The organism is uncultured Rhodospira sp., from assembly GCF_937138205.1.
In the GTDB taxonomy this organism is placed as follows: domain Bacteria; phylum Pseudomonadota; class Alphaproteobacteria; order Rhodospirillales; family Rhodospirillaceae; genus Rhodospira.
In genome coordinates, this window is sequence record NZ_CAKZOT010000115.1 from 1 (window position 1) to 14622 (window position 14622).

Here is a 14622-nt window from a genome sequence, read left to right on the forward strand (position 1 = left end):
GCCGGCCGGCCGGGCGGATCGACTGACGGATCCGCGACTGTGGGGAATTGTGGATAACCTTGTGGGCGGACGGCGGACGCTTGGTCTCCCCGCGTTCGGCCAGGACTCGCCGGGTCGGTCGCGGGCGAGAACATAACAAGAACTTCGCTTGACGGCCGGGCCGCGGGGCCGTATGTGTCCGGGACCGGTCCGGCGGCACGAGACCGGCGTCAAGGTTTATCGTCCGGCGGAACAGCTTGCTCCGAAAGGGAGGCCGCGCCCGTGTCCGAGAGCGTTTCGGCGCCGATCGCGCCCATCGCCCATCAAATCTGGGACATGAAGTACCGGTTCAAGACGCCGGGTGGGGAGCCTGTGGACAAGTCTGTCGAGGACACGTGGCACCGAGTCGCCACGGCCCTGGCGGCGGTCGAATCGGATCCGGACACGTGGGGCCGGCGGTTTCGCGAGGCCCTGGAGGGGTTCCGCGTCCTGCCGGCCGGGCGCATCCTGGCCGGCGCCGGCACCGACCGCAAGGTCACCCTGTTCAACTGCTTCGTCATGGGCACCATCGCCGATGACATGGGGGCCATTTTCTCGCACCTGCGCGAGGCGGCCTTGACCCTGCAACAGGGCGGCGGCATCGGCTACGACTTCTCGACCCTGCGGCCCAAGGGGGCACCGGTGCACGGCGTCGGCGCCGACGCCTCCGGCCCGGTGTCGTTCATGGACGTCTGGGACGCCATGTGCCGCACCATCATGAGCGCCGGCTCGCGCCGGGGCGCCATGATGGCCACCCTGCGCTGCGACCATCCCGACATTGAGCAATTCATTGACGCCAAGCGCGAGCCCGGGCGGCTGCGCATGTTCAACCTGTCGGTATTGGTCAGCGACGCGTTCATGGCGGCGGTGCAGGCCGACGCGGCCTGGGACCTGGTGTTCGAGGGCACGGTTTTCCGCACGGTGCGCGCCCGCGACCTGTGGGGGCGCATCATGCGCGCCACTTACGACCACGCCGAGCCGGGCGTGATCTTCATCGACCGGGTGAATCAGCGCAACAACCTGTGGTACTGCGAGACAATTCAAGCGACGAATCCCTGCGTGACGGCGGAAACCTGGGTCCACACCACCGAGGGACCGCGACAGGTCGCGGATCTCGTCGGACGTCCCTTCACGGCGCTGGTCGAGGGGCGGCCCCGCCAAAGCGACCCGGAGGGGTTCTTCCCCACCGGACGAAAACCGGTTCTGGCGCTGGACACCGTGGAAGGGTGGCGGGTGCGCCTGACGGCCGACCACCCCGTCCGGGTGGCCACACGTCGGACTCGCGACGGTCACGAAACAGAGTGGCGCCCGGCCGGCGACCTGACCGCCGGTGACCTGGTGTGCCTGCACGACCACGGGACCGATGACCCCCGTTGGGACGGCGAGGGCACGGCGGCGGAAGGCTATCTCATCGGCCTTCTGGTGGGCGACGGCACCCTGAAGACCGACAAGGCGGTGCTGAGTGCTTGGCCAGGGGAGCAGGTGGTCAACGGCACGCGCGAGCGGCCCGGCGTGCAGGCGGTGATGGCCGCCGCGCTGGAGGCCGCGCGCAGCCTGCCGCATCGCAGCGACTTCTCCGGTTGGGTCGAGGTGCCGGGACGCGGCGAAGTGCGCATGGCCTTGGGTGCCGTCAAGACACTGGCGGCCCGCTATGACATGACGCCCGGTCGCAAGACCCTGACCGATGCCATCGAACGGGCCGGCCCGGCTTTTCAGGCCGGCGTCCTGCGCGGTTTGTTCGACGCCGACGGCAGCGTGCAGGGCACCCAGGAAAAGGGCGTCAGCATCCGGCTGGCACAGAGTGATGCCGACCTGCTGCGCCGGGTCCAGCGCATCCTTGCCCGGTTCGGCGTGATCGCGCGCCTTTATCTCAACCGTCGCATCGCCGGGTCGACGGTGCTGTCGGACGGACGCGGCGGCGTGCGGGCCTATCCCACCCGCGCCCAGCACGAACTGATTATCGCCGGCGCCAACCTGCCGCGTTACCTGAAGCACATCGGCTTCCATGATTCGGAAAAGGCGGCGCGGCTGAAGGCCGCTCTTGGGGCCTATAAGCGCGCCCTCAACCGCGAGCGGTTTGTCGCTCGCGTGGCCCGGATCATGCCGGACGGCGACGCCGATGTGTTCGATGTGCGGATTCCCGGCGTGAACGCCTTTGACGGCAATGGCCTCTGGCTCCACAACTGCGGCGAACAACCCCTGCCCCCGTACGGCACCTGCCTGCTCGGCTCGGTCAATCTTGCGCGGCTGGTCGCCGATCCGTTCACGCCGGACGCCCGGCTGGACACCGACGCGCTGGCGGACCTGACGGCGACCGCCGTGCGGATGCTGGACACCGTGATCGAGGTCTCGCGCTATCCCCTGCCCGAACAGCGTCACGAGGCCCTGACCAAGCGACGCATCGGCCTGGGCATCACCGGGCTGGGCGACGCGCTCATCCAGTGCGGGGCGCGCTACGGCTCGCCGGCGGCGGTGGCGCTGACCGACCAGTGGATGGCCACGCTGCGGCGCGCCGCCTACGCCGCCTCCATCGACCTGGCGCGCGAGAAGGGGCCGTTCCCCCTGTTCGACCGCGACAAATACCTTCAGGGCGAGACCATCCGCGCGCTGGACGACGATCTGCGCGCCGGCATCGCCGAGCACGGCATCCGCAACGCCCTGATCACCTCGGTGGCGCCGACCGGCACCATCTCGCTGTTCGCCGACAATGTGTCCTCGGGCCTGGAGCCGGTGTTCAGCTTCACCTTCAGCCGCGCGGTGCTGCAGCCGGACGGAACGCGGCGCGAGGAGACCGTGTCCGACTACGCCTATCGGCTGTATCGGGCGCTCAAGGGCGAGGACGCGCCGTTGACCGATGCGTTCGTCGACGCCCAGGCGCTGACCCCCCGCGATCATCTGGTGATGCAGGCGGTGGTGCAGAAATACATCGACAGCGCCGTCTCCAAGACCATCAACGTGCCCGAGGACCTGCCGTTCGAGGCCTTCAAGGACGTCTACTGGCAGGCGTGGGAGAGCGGCTGCAAGGGCTGCACCACGTACCGGCCCAACCCCGTCACCGGGGCCGTGCTGTCGGTCTCGGCCCCGGGCGCCGAACCCGAGGCGCCGGTGGCCGAGGGCACGCCGTCGCCGGACCTGCCGCCGCAGGTGCTGGCCGATGACCGCGCCGACCTGGCCACGGTGCCCGGCCAACCCCATGACGACCACGCGCCGTTGCGCCCGGGCACCACGGATCCGGCGGCCCACGGCGACGGTCGCGTGGTGCACCTGACACGGCCGCTGGACCGGCCGCAGGTGCTGCCGGGGCAGACCTACAAGGTGCGCTGGCCGGAAAGCGACCACGCCATCTACATCACGGTCAACGACATCGTCGGGCCGGAGGGACGGCGGCGGCCGTTCGAGGTCTTCATCAACTCCAAGAACATGGAGCACTACGCCTGGACGGTGGCGTTGACGCGCATGATCTCGGCGGTGTTTCGGCGCGGCGGCGACGTGCGGTTCGTGGTCGAGGAGTTGAAGGCGGTGTTCGATCCGCGCGGCGGCCAGTGGATGGGCGGACGCTATGTGCCGTCGCTGCTGGCGGCCATCGGCGAGGTGATCGAGCGGCACATGGTCGAGACCGGGTTCCTGGTCGCCGAGGCGGAGCCCGAGGCGGAGGAGCCCCCCGGCGACGGCGCCCGCGCCGTGGCGTCCGACGGCGGCCGCGCCGTGGCGTCCGACGGCGCCGCCCCCGCCCCGCGCCCGTCCGGGCTGCGGTTCTGCCCAAAGTGCGGCCAGCCCACCCTGATGCGCCAGGAGGGATGCGATACCTGCGCCGGCTGCGGCTATTCAAAATGCAGCTAGGCCGGCGGGGAGGCCGGCGTCTCCCGATCACGCGGGTCGGCTATTCCATCCGGCATATTCCGCCTGCCCTTGCCACGGCGCAGTGGTGTTCCCATGTGATCCGTGCTACAGTTCTTTGGCTATCGGTGTGGCAGCATGTCCGTCGTGCCTTGATGTAAGGCAGAGGGCCACTGTCCACCACCCGCCGGGGCGCCGCCCAGGGCATGTGCCCAGGCCATTTACGAGGAGGGTCCGCCATGTTTGCTGACAAGACGCTGACGCCGCGCGAATCGGTGCGACTCTGCGCCCTCGGCACCATCGCCGACGGCCCCGACTCCTACGCCAACGTGGCCCGCCGGGTGCGTGATTTCGTCACCCGCATCAACGGCCCGTCGCTCGACCTGCTGGGCAGTTCCATGGAACTGTTGCAGGTGGAGGGCTTGGTGACCTCGTCGGCGGGCGACATGCTGGACGACACCGCCACGCTGGAGATCACCGACGCCGGCCGCGAGGAACTGCGCCGTCTGCTGACCGCCAACCTGCGCGCCTCCTCCGACCTGTCGAAGCTGGTCACGGCCCTGAAGTTCCGCTTCCTGCACCTGCTGCCGGTCGAGGACCAGCGCGCCCAGGTCGAACTGCTGCTGGATGCGCGCGAGACCGAACTGAACCGCCTGCTCGACATGCGCCGCGCCCACGGCGGGGCCGGTGGGGCGTTCGGGATCTGGCTGGACCAGGAAATCGCCCAGGCCGAGCAAAGCCAGGCGTGGCTGGAAGACTTCTGCGACCGCCTCCCCGACGACGCGGGTGCCGACGCCGCCTGATCCGGCACCGCGCGAACACCTCTCCCGACGGCCCCGCCGCCCCTCCGGCGCGGGGCCGTTGTCGTGCGGCGCGCGCCGGCCCGACCCTTCTCTTTTCATGGCTACGGTTAGAAAGATTCAACGTCGTAGGGCGCACTCGACCGCCGCGAAGCGGCGCGCCGTGCGCCGCCTCACCGAACCCGGCGGATTGCCCCGCGGCGCGGGGCGAATCCGCCCTACGGGCTTGTCCCGCCCCGTCGGTACTGGCGAACGCTGCCGGAGGGGTGTGAATCTGGTAGCCCTATCCAGGGGAGCGGGTTACGGATGCGCCATCCGTCCGGCCTCTTGCGCTTGGCGGGCCTACGCATATCCAACGCGAACTGTGCCTTTCCTTTTCAAGGTCCCCGCCCGTGTCCCCTGTTCCTGATCTTGAGCGTACCCGCTGGCCCGTCGTGGTGGCCCTCGTGGCGGGCGGCATCATCGCCGCCCTGCATGTCGGCAAGGTGCCCCCCGCGCTGGCCGCGTTGCGCGGCGAACTTGGTCTCGGCATGGTGGCGGCGAGCTTCATCGTCTCCACCTTCAACGTCCTCAGCATGACCCTTGGCCTGATGGCTGGCGTGCTCGCCGATCGTCTGGGACGCCGCCGGCTGGTCGTGTTCGGTCTGTTGAGCCTGGCCACCGGCGGCCTGATCGGCGCCACCGGGACCGGCTACGCTCTCCTGCTGGCGAGCCGCGTCCTGGAAGGTCTGGGGTTTGTCATCGTCAGCGTGGCCAGTCCGGCCCTGGTGCTGGCGGCGACGGCGCCGCGCGACCGCTCCAGCGCGCTGAGCCTGTGGAGCGTCTTCATGCCGGCGGGCATGGCGCTCGCCCTGGTGGCCTCGCCCTGGCTGCTGGAGGCCGCCGGCTGGCGCGGCGTGTGGCTGGTCATCGCCGCCGTGGCGGGGGCGGGCGCCGTCCTGGTCCTGCGGGCGACGGCCGGCCTGCCCGTTCACCCACCGCCGGAGGGACCGCCCTGGCGCGTGCTGGCCGAAAGCCTGCGCCGCCCGGGCCTACTGCTGCTCGGTGCCACCTTTGGCGCCTATGCGTTTCAGTGGATCGCGGTGATGGTCTGGCTGCCCACGTTCCTGCCCGCCGCCCTGGGCGTGCGGCCCGAGACGGCGGCCCTACTCACGGCGCTGGTGGTGGTGGTGAACGTGCCCGGCAACCTGACCGGCGGTTGGCTGTTGCGCAAGGGCGTGCCGGCGCCCCGCCTGATGATGAGTGTCGCCGTGATCATGGCCGCCTGTGGCGCCGGACTGTTCTCGACGGTCCTGCCCGAGTCGGCGCGGTTCGCCCTGGTGCTGCTGTTCTCCGCCGCCGGTGGGATCATCCCGGCGGCCATCTTCGCGTCCATGCCGGCGCAGGCGCCGTCCCCGCGCCACCTCGCCGCCGCCAACGGGATGCTCATGCAGGGCTCCAACATCGGCCAGTTCATGGGGCCGCCCCTGATCGCCGCCGCCGTCACCGCCGCCGGGGGCGCGTGGACCGGCGCCATCGTTCCCATGCTGGCCGCCGCCGGGGTGTGCGCCCTGGCCGCCGGCCTTTCGGGCCGTCCCGCGACACGCCGGCCGCACGTCCCTTGACATCGCAGGGGTTCCAGGGCTTCCTTGCCTCGTCGATGGTTCCCGGGCGCCACGCGTCCGGGTGAAAAGGGAACACGGTGCGGCGTACCCATCAGGGACCAAATCCGTGGCTGCCCCCGCAACTGTGAGCGGCGAGCCGGCTTCGACAGGCCACTGAGGCGGACAGCGCCTCGGGAAGGCGAAGCAGCAGGCGACAACCCGCGAGCCAGGAGACCTGCCAGCGACCCGCGACGCCTTGGACACGGGCGGCGCGGACCCACCGGACGCCGGGGTGCGCGTCTGGCGTTGGGACGCTGGCGGGCTGCCCCCTTTTCACGGACGCTCTCGACCGGCCCTCCGAACGCCCTCTCTCCCCGACCGTCCTTTCACTGACCGCGCAGGCCGGGCCGAGGGCTCGCGTGCGCGCGCATTGGGAGCGACGAGACACCATGACATTTCGCAAGACGGCCCTCGCGGCGCTGACCGCCGCCGCCCTGACCATCCCCGCCGCGGCCAACGCCCACTTCGTGCTCAGCTACACCCCCGAGGTGCAGATCGACCGACCGGGCGATGTGCCGGTCAAGCTGATCTTCTGGCACCCGTTCGAGAACGGCCATGTCATGGACATGGAGAAACCGCTTGAGTTCTATATGATCCACCGGGGCGAGAAGACGGACCTGCTGGACACCGTCGCGCCGATCACCTTCCAGGGCGCCGACAACAGCGCCGCCGCCTTCGAGGCCACGGTGCCGGTCAAGCGCGCCGGCGATTACGTGCTGGTGACCGTGCCCGCGCCCTACTACGAGGGCAGCGAGGATATCTATATCCAGCAGATCACCAAGGCTTATCTGAACCGGGCCACCATGCCGACCGACTGGATGGAGGCGCAGGGCCTGCCGACCGAGATCCTGCCGCTGAACAAGCCGACCAACATCATCGCCGGCTCCACCTTCTCCGGCGTGGTGCTGTCGAACGGCGAGCCGGTGCCCGGCATCGAGATCGAGATCGAATACATGGCGGCCGAACCCGACATGGAGGCCAACAGCACCACCGAGCCGACCGCTTCGCCCATGCCCGGCGGCGCGGTGGTGGCCGTCACCGACGCCGACGGCGCATTCACCTTCGGCATCCCCAAGGCCGGCTTCTGGGGCTTCGCCGCCCTCGGGTCGGGTCCCGAAAAAGAGCATGAGGGCAAGGAACTGAGCCAGGACGCGGTGATCTGGGTCCGCGCATACGACCTGAGGTAGCCGCGCCGAGGAGGGCCATGTGGTGCATATTGTCGATGGAGCCTTGAGCGCCCCGGTGCTGATTGGTGGCGGCGTCGCCGCCGCCGGCGGCATCGCCCTGGGCCTGCGCTCGCTGAGCCTGGAGAAGATCCCCGCCGCCGGCGTGTTGAGCGCGACCTTTTTCGTCGCCGCGCTGGTGCATGTGCCGATTGGTCCCTCTAGCGTACATCTGGTCATGAACGGCCTGGCCGGGCTGGTGCTCGGCTGGGCCGCCTTTCCCGCGTTGTTCGTCGGATTATTGTTGCAGGCGGTGTTCTTCGGCTTCGGCGGGGTGACCGTTCTGGGCGTGAACACGGTGACCATCGCCCTGCCGGCGGTGCTGGTGGGTCTGCTGTTCCGGCGCGGCGTGGCCAGCGCGGACAGCCGTCTCGCCGGACTGAGCGGCCTGCTGGCCGGATCGCTGGCCATCATGCTGACGGCGTTGGCGGTGGCTCTGGTGCTGTGGCTGTCCGGTGAGGCGTTCATCCCCGCCGCCAAGCTGGTGGTGGTGGCGCACCTGCCCGTTGCGGTCATCGAGGGGCTGGTCTGCGCCGCCGCCGTGACCCTGATCCACCGGGTCAAGCCGGACCTGTTCGGCGCCCTGGTCGCGCCCGCCCGGCCCGCGTGAGGAGGACCCATGCCATGATCCGCATTGCCTCCGTCGCCGTCGTCCTCTTGGCGCTGAGCGGCGCGCCCGCCCTGGCGCACAAGGTCATCGCCGGGGCCTATCCCGCCGGCGCCGTGATCGAGGGCGAGGTCGGCTTCTCCAACGGCGACATGGCCACCGACACCCTGGTCGAGGTGTTCGACGAGGCCGGCGCCAAGATGGGCGAGACCCGCACCGACGCCGACGGCTTTTTCACCTACGCGCCGACGCGGCAGGTGATGCACGTCTTCAAGGCCGACCTGGGCGCCGGCCATGTGGCCACGTTCACCCTGGACGTCGCCGACGTGCCGGCGGTCGCCGGCGCGGCCGCTCCGGAGTCCGGGGCGGTGCCCGATCCGGCCGCGTCCAGCACCGTCGCGACGCCGGAAACCGCCGCGCCGGCCGCGATGCCCGCCGACCTGACCGCTCAGATCGCCGAGGCGGTGCGCGACGAGGTGCGACCGTTGCGCCGCGAGATTTCCGCCTACAAGGAGAAGCACGACCTGCAGACGGTGCTGGGCGGCATCGGCTATATTCTCGGCCTGTTCGGGCTGGCGTTCTTCCTGCTGGCCCGCCGTCGCGACCACCGACAGGCGGCGGAATGAGCCACGCCTTCGGCCATGACAGCACGGCCCCCACCACGCCCGGCCTGATCCAGGCCCTGGACCCGCGCACGCGCATCCTGGCCGCCGTGGCGTTCGCGCTCGTCACCGTCTCGCTGAACGACCTGTGGGTTCTGCTGGGGCCGCTGGCCCTGGCCGGGGCGGCGCTGGCGGCGGCGCGCCTGCCGCCCGGCCCGACCCTGAAGCGCATGGCCCTGATGGACGGCTTCATCGTCTTCATCCTGGTGATGCTGCCGTTCACCGTGCCGGGGGAGGCGGCGTTCACGGTGTTCGGCTGGCCGGCCTCGTGGGCCGGGCTGGAGCAAGCCGCCGCCATCGCCCTGAAGGCCAACGCCATCGTGCTGATGCTGCTGTCGCTGGTGGGCTCCATGGAGCCGACGACCCTGGGCCACGCCCTGGCCCGCCTGCGCCTGCCGGAAAGCCTTGTCCACCTGCTGCTGTTCACGGTGCGCTACATCGCCGTCATCGACGCCGAATACCGCCGCCTGCGCCGCGCCATGCAGGCGCGCGGCTTTCGCCCGCGCACCAATGGCCACACGTTCCGCTCCATCGGCTATCTGGTCGGCATGATGCTGGTGCGGGCGCTGGAACGCTCCGAACGCATCCTCCAGGCCATGAAGTGCCGGGGCTTCACCGGCCGTCTGCCGTTGCTGGACGATCTGCGGTACGGTCGGGCGGATGCCGTGTTCGGCGCCGGGGCCGGGGTCGCCCTGGCCGCCCTTCTTGCCCTGGATAGCCTGCATGTCGGTCCTGTTTGAGGTCTCCGAGCTCCACTTCGCCTATCCCCATCGCCCGCCGGTGCTGCACGGCGCGTCGATGACCCTGTCGGCGGGCGAGCGGCTGGCCATCGTCGGCCCGAACGGCGCCGGCAAGAGCACGCTGATGCAGATCCTGGTGGGGTTGCTGCGCCCGCAGGCCGGCCGCATCGTCGCGTTCGGGACCGAGCGCCGGGCGGAGCCGGACTTTCACGAGGTGCGCCGACGCGCCGGCTATGTCTTTCAGGATCCGGACGACCAGTTGTTCTGCCCGACGGTGGCCGAGGACGTGGCGTTCGGGCCGCTCAACCTGGGCCGGACGCGGGCCGAGGCCCTGGCAATCGTCGACCGGGTGCTGGCAGAGCTGGGCCTGTCGGCGTTCCGCGACCGGGTGACACACAAGCTGTCGGGCGGCGAAAAGCGCCTAGTCTCGCTGGCCTGCGTGCTGGCCATGGATCCGGAGGTGCTGCTGCTCGACGAACCCAGCAACGCCCTGGACGAGGAGACCACGGCGCGCATGGTCGAGATCCTGCGCGGCCTGCCCCAGGCCATGGTGGTTGTCTCCCACGATGCCCACTTCCGCCGCAAGGTGGCGACCCGCGCCCTGCGCCTGGAGGCGGGCGCCCTGGTCCCGCACGACCCCGCGTGCCGCCACGCGCGGGGGGAGGGCGACGCGTAGGCCTCGCTGTCGCCCCTGCCATCAGTTTTGCGGTGGCTCGTGACGGTCGCGGATCAGCAACGACGCAGCCCGGACGTCGTCTTCGTCAAGGTGGACCAGGGTTCCGAGTCGGTCGTGCGGCTGGACCGTCGCGCGTTGCATGGGGCTGTTGGGCCCCGCCGAAGCGGGGGCACCCATGTCCACACTGTCAACGGGGGCCGCCGCTTCCGGCGCGGCGTTGGCGCCAACGGCGGTGGGCCGGTCTTCCAGGCTCACCTTGACCCGCTTGTTCATCGCCCAGGCCAAGTCTGACAGCGATTCCAGCGTCATATTGCTTGTGCCGTTGAGGCGGCGCGTGATGATAGCCCGGTCCACGTTCAGTCGGCGCGCCAATTCAGCCTTGGTCACGGATGGTTGCGCGGTCAAGACACGGTTCAGTTCCTGGTGGATGCCACCGATCAACCGCGCGAACGACCGGCGCCGCGCCGATCCTTCTGGCCTAAAGGAGTTCTCTGACATTGATCTCGTGCCTCACCGAATCAGGGGACGGAAGAGCGAGTCCGGACCGAAAGGCCTCGACGCGCTTGCGGATCGCCGTCACCGTGCCCGCCGCCGTCGTCTCGGCCTTCAAGGCGCCTTCTACGGCGATGAAGACGCGCGCGGCCGGAAACCAGCCATAGACGCGGACGTCGGTGGTTTTCATCTCATAGACATGGGCTCCCGCAGGCTTGATCTGTTGGAAATCGTTGATGTGCATGACGGGCTCACCCACGAACCGGTCCATGAAATCCGCGATCTGCTCGACAGGAGAAACCGCCCTTTTCGAGAAGTGGCACCGCGCCAAGTCGCCATTGATCCACCTCGCCAGATCCGGAGTGACATACAGGGAGCGATGCGGTTGGCGATCGTCGTCCTCGGCCAGTTCGTACGGAAGAAGCCGCCCTGTCCTCACGAACATGTGCAGTGTTGACAAATTTGTCAACGGGGGCCTCCCCATCACACCCGCGTCGTTTTGCGTCAAGGGCGGGCACGCCCCCGTCCCCGACGCCTCGGGGTTGCACGATAGAAGTGTCACCTGGGCCGATCAACCGTCTTACGGTGCAGTGGGCCTGCCCGGTCCCGTCAGCCCTTGGAGTTGACGGCCGCCCCCATCGGCGCGAGCGTGGGATCAGACCGCCCACCCCGGAGACTCCCCATGACCGCGCTCGACCCGGCCCTGACCCGCGACATCCTCGCCGCCGTCGCGGACGGCTTCGCCGACCAGACCGCGTTCCTGGAGGAGCTGGTCCGCTTTCCGACCCTGCGCGGGCAGGAGCACACCGCCCAGGACTTCATGCACGACGCCCTGGCCGGCCGGGGCTATGCCATGGACCGTTGGACCATCGACGTCGACGCCATCCGGCACCATCCGGGCTTCTCGCCGGTCACCGTGGACTACAGCCACGCGCTGAACGTGGTCGGCAGCCACCGCCCGCGCGAGACGTCGGGCCGCTCGCTGATCCTCAACGGGCACATGGACGTGGTGCCGACAGGTCCCACCGACCTGTGGGCCAGCCCGCCCTTCGTGCCGCGCCGCGACGGCGATTGGCTGTACGGGCGCGGCGCCGGCGACATGAAGGCCGGCCTGTCCGCCAACGTGTTCGCCATGGATGCGCTGCGACGGCTGGGATACCAGCCGGCGGCGCCCGTCTACCAGCAATCTGTGGTCGAGGAGGAGTGCACCGGCAACGGCGCCCTGGCCTGTCTCGTGCGCGGCTACCGCGCCGACGCGGCCATCATCCCGGAACCGGAGGACGACAAGCTGGTCCGCGCCAACGTCGGCGTCGTCTGGTTCCAGGTCACGGTGCGCGGCAAGCCGGCCCACGTGCGCGAGGCCGGCCAGGGCGCCAACGCCATCGAGGCCGCGTTCCGCCTGATCCAGGCCCTGCGCGACCTGGAGGCCGACTGGAACGCCCGCAAGGGGGACCACCGCCATTTCGAGCACCTGGACGCCCCCATCACCTTCAACCCCGGCAAGATCGCGGGCGGCGACTGGGCCTCGTCGGTGCCGGCGTGGTGTACCTTTGATGGCCGCTTTGGCCTCTATCCGGGCGTCAATCCGCGCGACGCGGCGCGCGAGATCGAGGACTGCCTGCGCCGCGCGGCGGCGGACGATCCGTTCCTCGCCAACACCCCGCCCGAGGTGACCTATAACGGCTTCATGGCCGAGGGGTACGTGCTGGAAGAAGGGAGCGCCGCCGAGCAGACCCTGGGCCGCGCCCACGCGGCGGCGTACGGCCAGTCGCTGGAGGCCTTCACCACCACCAGCTATCTGGATGGCCGGGTGTTCGTGCTCTACCAGGACACCCCGTGCCTGGTGTATGGGCCGCGCGCCGAGGCCATCCATGGCTTCGACGAGCGGGTGAGCCTGGCGTCGCTGCGGCGGATCACCGGCGCCATCGCCCTTTTCATCGCCGAATGGTGCGGGCTGGAGCGGGCATGAAACGAATCGTGTCGCCAAATATATCCGAAATGGTATATAGGCCATTTCTCATATGAGAGTTTGGGCTCCTAGGACTGACTAGTCTCAGTCTAAATCACAGAAAAACTTTCATTGGACAGGGCCCGCCGAGTTCATCACGACACTGCCGTGCAACCTCACCATTCCGGTTTGGTTTTGATCCACTCCGCGCCACGACAGGAGGAGCCCATGTCCGTGCGTAGGCGTCTCATGATCGCGATTCTGGCCGCGAGCCCAATGGCGACGCCGGCCTTCGGCCAGGACCTGACCGTCCTGATGGGGGACCTGCCCCCGCACACGAATCATGACGGCACCGGCCGCGAGGTTGAAGTCATCGCCCGTGTCGCCAAGGAATGCGGTTGGACGACGGCGTTCCAGGTCGAACCGTTCGGCCGCCACTGGCGCTCGTTCGAGGAGGGCGCGGCGGACGCTGTCGGCACCGTGCCGGTGGGCATGGACCTGGGCGGGTCCGCCACCGACCCGTACATCACCTACATGAACGGCGTCACGCTCCTGGACTCGACCGGCGTGGCACCGACGAGTCTGGCGGACCTGGAGGGGCTGTCGGTGGTCACGTTCGCCAACGCCGCGAACATCATTCCAGGCTTGGCCGAGGCCAAGGATTCTTTCGCCGCCTACCGCGAGGTCGCCGATCAGATCACCCATTCGCGCCTGCTGTTCACGGGGCGGGTCGACGTCGTCCTCGGCGAGGGCATGATCGTGGCGGAATACAACGACCGCCTCGGCCAGGAGGACACCCGCATCGACACCGCCCAGCCGGCGACGTTCAGCCCGATCTTCGCGCCAACGCCCTATACCCTGGTGTTCCGAGACCCGGCCCTGGCCGATGCGTTCGACACCTGCCGTGAGGCGGTGGCGGATGATATCGCGGCCATCAACGCGACGTACATTGACCGCTACCGGGATGTGATCGGGACCGCGTACGACGGCAACAACTAACGGCCATTTCAATCACTGTTGACGTCCGTGGCCGGCGTGCGCCCCCACCCGGCCACCGACGACGCTACGCTTTTGTTGGGGTGGCCCGGTGCAGGGTTCACGCCCGCCGGGTCTTTACGATGCGCCCCCGCGCCCGTCTCATAGCCACGAGGCGCCATCTATGGCCCCACGCGAGAAAGGACACCCCCGTGCGCATCGTTTCCATATCGACGGCTGAAACCGGACTCACATCGATTCTCGATCAGGTCATCGCCGACGCGGATTACACCGTGATTACGCGCGGCGAGTCAGCGGACGACGCTGTCGTCATGTCGCTGGAGACCTTCAACAGCCTGATGGAAACCGTGCATCTGCTGTCATCGCCGGCGAATGCAGCCCATCTGGCCCGGTCGATCGCCGAATATCGGGCGGGACGGGTGACCCATTAGAGCCCATCACCCGCCGCCCTCACGCCACCCGCTTTTGAAACGGGCGCACCTCGCGTTCGATGTCGCCGGCCATCACCTTGCCGGTGATATGCAGGTCGAAGCGGCTTTGCAGATTCATCCAGTACAGCGGCGAGGTGCCGAAGTACCGCGCCAGGCGCAGCGCCATGTCGGCGCTGATGGACCGCTGCCCGGCCAGCACGTCCTCCAGCCGGCTGGCCGGCACGCCCAGGTCGGCGGCCAGGCCCTCGGCGTTCAAACCGTTGGGCATCATGAAGCGCTTGCGCAGGACGGTGCCGGGATGCTGGGAACTGTCAGTGTGGGCCATGGGAGTGGGTCCGCCTGCGTCAGGGGCATCCCGCCAAAAAAGCCGCGCAACGCCGCGCCGCGTGCGCTCGGCTTGGGGAGGGGACGCCGTTTCTTCGGGTGAGCGGGGCGGTTCGGCCCCCGTCGCCCCAAGCTAGGGAGGGGGGGCCGCGAAGTCAATTTGCCGCCGCCGGCAGGGGAATCGGGTGAACGGGTCATGCCGTGACGACGCTTGCGAGGTAGTCG

At 69.3% G+C, this 14622-nt stretch carries 14 protein-coding genes and 1 riboswitch; of the genes, 11 read left to right on the forward strand and 3 right to left on the reverse strand.

The window, feature by feature from the left end; genetic code table 11:
- Positions 1-261 precede the first annotated feature (261 nt).
- From Q0309_RS18000 to Q0309_RS18035, 8 genes are all read left to right on the forward strand, one after another.
- Positions 262-3858, forward strand: a complete 3597-nt coding sequence (locus tag Q0309_RS18000) for an LAGLIDADG family homing endonuclease (protein WP_366940663.1) — start codon at positions 262-264, stop codon at positions 3856-3858.
- Positions 3859-4094: 236 nt separating this feature from the next.
- Complete coding sequence (locus Q0309_RS18005) at positions 4095-4658, forward strand: hypothetical protein (protein WP_299444580.1); 564 nt, start codon at positions 4095-4097, stop codon at positions 4656-4658.
- 389 nt (positions 4659-5047) lie between these two features.
- Positions 5048-6259 (forward strand): MFS transporter, encoded by a 1212-nt coding sequence (locus tag Q0309_RS18010; RefSeq protein WP_299444582.1) that lies wholly within the window; start codon positions 5048-5050, stop codon positions 6257-6259.
- A gap of 19 nt (positions 6260-6278) precedes the next feature.
- Positions 6279-6496, forward strand: a riboswitch (cobalamin riboswitch).
- Between the two features lie 191 nt (positions 6497-6687).
- Positions 6688-7485, forward strand: coding sequence for a DUF4198 domain-containing protein (locus tag Q0309_RS18015; RefSeq protein WP_299444584.1), 798 nt, complete (start codon positions 6688-6690; stop codon positions 7483-7485).
- Between the two features lie 19 nt (positions 7486-7504).
- On the forward strand, positions 7505-8131 hold the full coding sequence (gene cbiM, locus Q0309_RS18020) for a cobalt transporter CbiM (RefSeq protein ID WP_299444586.1): 627 nt from the start codon (positions 7505-7507) through the stop codon (positions 8129-8131).
- Between the two features lie 14 nt (positions 8132-8145).
- Complete coding sequence (locus Q0309_RS18025; RefSeq protein ID WP_299444588.1) at positions 8146-8754, forward strand: cobalt ABC transporter permease; 609 nt, start codon at positions 8146-8148, stop codon at positions 8752-8754.
- On the forward strand, positions 8751-9530 hold the full coding sequence (gene cbiQ, locus Q0309_RS18030; RefSeq protein WP_299444590.1) for a cobalt ECF transporter T component CbiQ: 780 nt from the start codon (positions 8751-8753) through the stop codon (positions 9528-9530). The genes Q0309_RS18025 and cbiQ overlap by 4 nt, the downstream gene beginning before the upstream one ends.
- Entirely contained in the window at positions 9514-10206 is a 693-nt protein-coding gene (locus tag Q0309_RS18035) for an ABC transporter ATP-binding protein (RefSeq protein ID WP_299444592.1), read from the forward strand. The genes cbiQ and Q0309_RS18035 overlap by 17 nt, the downstream gene beginning before the upstream one ends.
- 21 nt (positions 10207-10227) lie before the next feature.
- On the opposite strand, the gene Q0309_RS18040 is transcribed toward Q0309_RS18035, so the two are convergent.
- Positions 10228-10647 (reverse strand): hypothetical protein, encoded by a 420-nt coding sequence (locus Q0309_RS18040; protein ID WP_299444594.1) that lies wholly within the window; start codon positions 10645-10647, stop codon positions 10228-10230.
- A 37-nt stretch (positions 10648-10684) separates the two neighbouring features.
- Positions 10685-11206, reverse strand: coding sequence for a hypothetical protein (locus tag Q0309_RS18045; protein ID WP_299444596.1), 522 nt, complete (start codon positions 11204-11206; stop codon positions 10685-10687).
- Between the two features lie 174 nt (positions 11207-11380).
- Here Q0309_RS18045 and Q0309_RS18050 point away from each other — a divergent pair, with 174 nt between their 5' ends.
- The 3 genes from Q0309_RS18050 (at position 11381) to Q0309_RS18060 (ending at position 14073) form a co-directional block, all read left to right on the forward strand.
- Positions 11381-12667 carry an ArgE/DapE family deacylase gene (locus Q0309_RS18050; protein WP_299444598.1) on the forward strand — a complete coding sequence of 429 codons (1287 nt, stop codon included), beginning with the start codon at positions 11381-11383 and terminating at the stop codon, positions 12665-12667.
- Positions 12668-12874: 207 nt separating this feature from the next.
- Positions 12875-13645 carry a transporter substrate-binding domain-containing protein gene (locus tag Q0309_RS18055; protein WP_299444600.1) on the forward strand — a complete coding sequence of 257 codons (771 nt, stop codon included), beginning with the start codon at positions 12875-12877 and terminating at the stop codon, positions 13643-13645.
- Between the two features lie 188 nt (positions 13646-13833).
- Positions 13834-14073, forward strand: a complete 240-nt coding sequence (locus tag Q0309_RS18060) for a type II toxin-antitoxin system Phd/YefM family antitoxin (RefSeq protein WP_299444602.1) — start codon at positions 13834-13836, stop codon at positions 14071-14073.
- A gap of 19 nt (positions 14074-14092) precedes the next feature.
- Here the strand turns inward: Q0309_RS18060 and Q0309_RS18065 are convergent, their stop codons facing one another.
- Entirely contained in the window at positions 14093-14398 is a 306-nt protein-coding gene (locus Q0309_RS18065; protein ID WP_299444604.1) for a HigA family addiction module antitoxin, read from the reverse strand.
- Between the last annotated feature and the right edge of the window lie 224 nt (positions 14399-14622).

Bases quoted from the DNA above. Each gene is read 5' to 3' on its own strand.
- Q0309_RS18005 (WP_299444580.1), top strand. From the start codon at position 4,095: ATGTTTGCTGACAAGACGCTGACGCCGCGCGAATCGGTGCGACTCTGC.
- Q0309_RS18015 (WP_299444584.1), top strand. From the start codon at position 6,688: ATGACATTTCGCAAGACGGCCCTCGCGGCGCTGACCGCCGCCGCCCTG.
- Q0309_RS18025 (WP_299444588.1), top strand. From the start codon at position 8,146: ATGATCCGCATTGCCTCCGTCGCCGTCGTCCTCTTGGCGCTGAGCGGC.
- cbiQ (WP_299444590.1), top strand. From the start codon at position 8,751: ATGAGCCACGCCTTCGGCCATGACAGCACGGCCCCCACCACGCCCGGC.
- Q0309_RS18035 (WP_299444592.1), top strand. From the start codon at position 9,514: ATGTCGGTCCTGTTTGAGGTCTCCGAGCTCCACTTCGCCTATCCCCAT.
- Q0309_RS18050 (WP_299444598.1), top strand. From the start codon at position 11,381: ATGACCGCGCTCGACCCGGCCCTGACCCGCGACATCCTCGCCGCCGTC.
- Q0309_RS18055 (WP_299444600.1), top strand. From the start codon at position 12,875: ATGTCCGTGCGTAGGCGTCTCATGATCGCGATTCTGGCCGCGAGCCCA.
- Q0309_RS18065 (WP_299444604.1), bottom strand. From the start codon at position 14,398: ATGGCCCACACTGACAGTTCCCAGCATCCCGGCACCGTCCTGCGCAAG.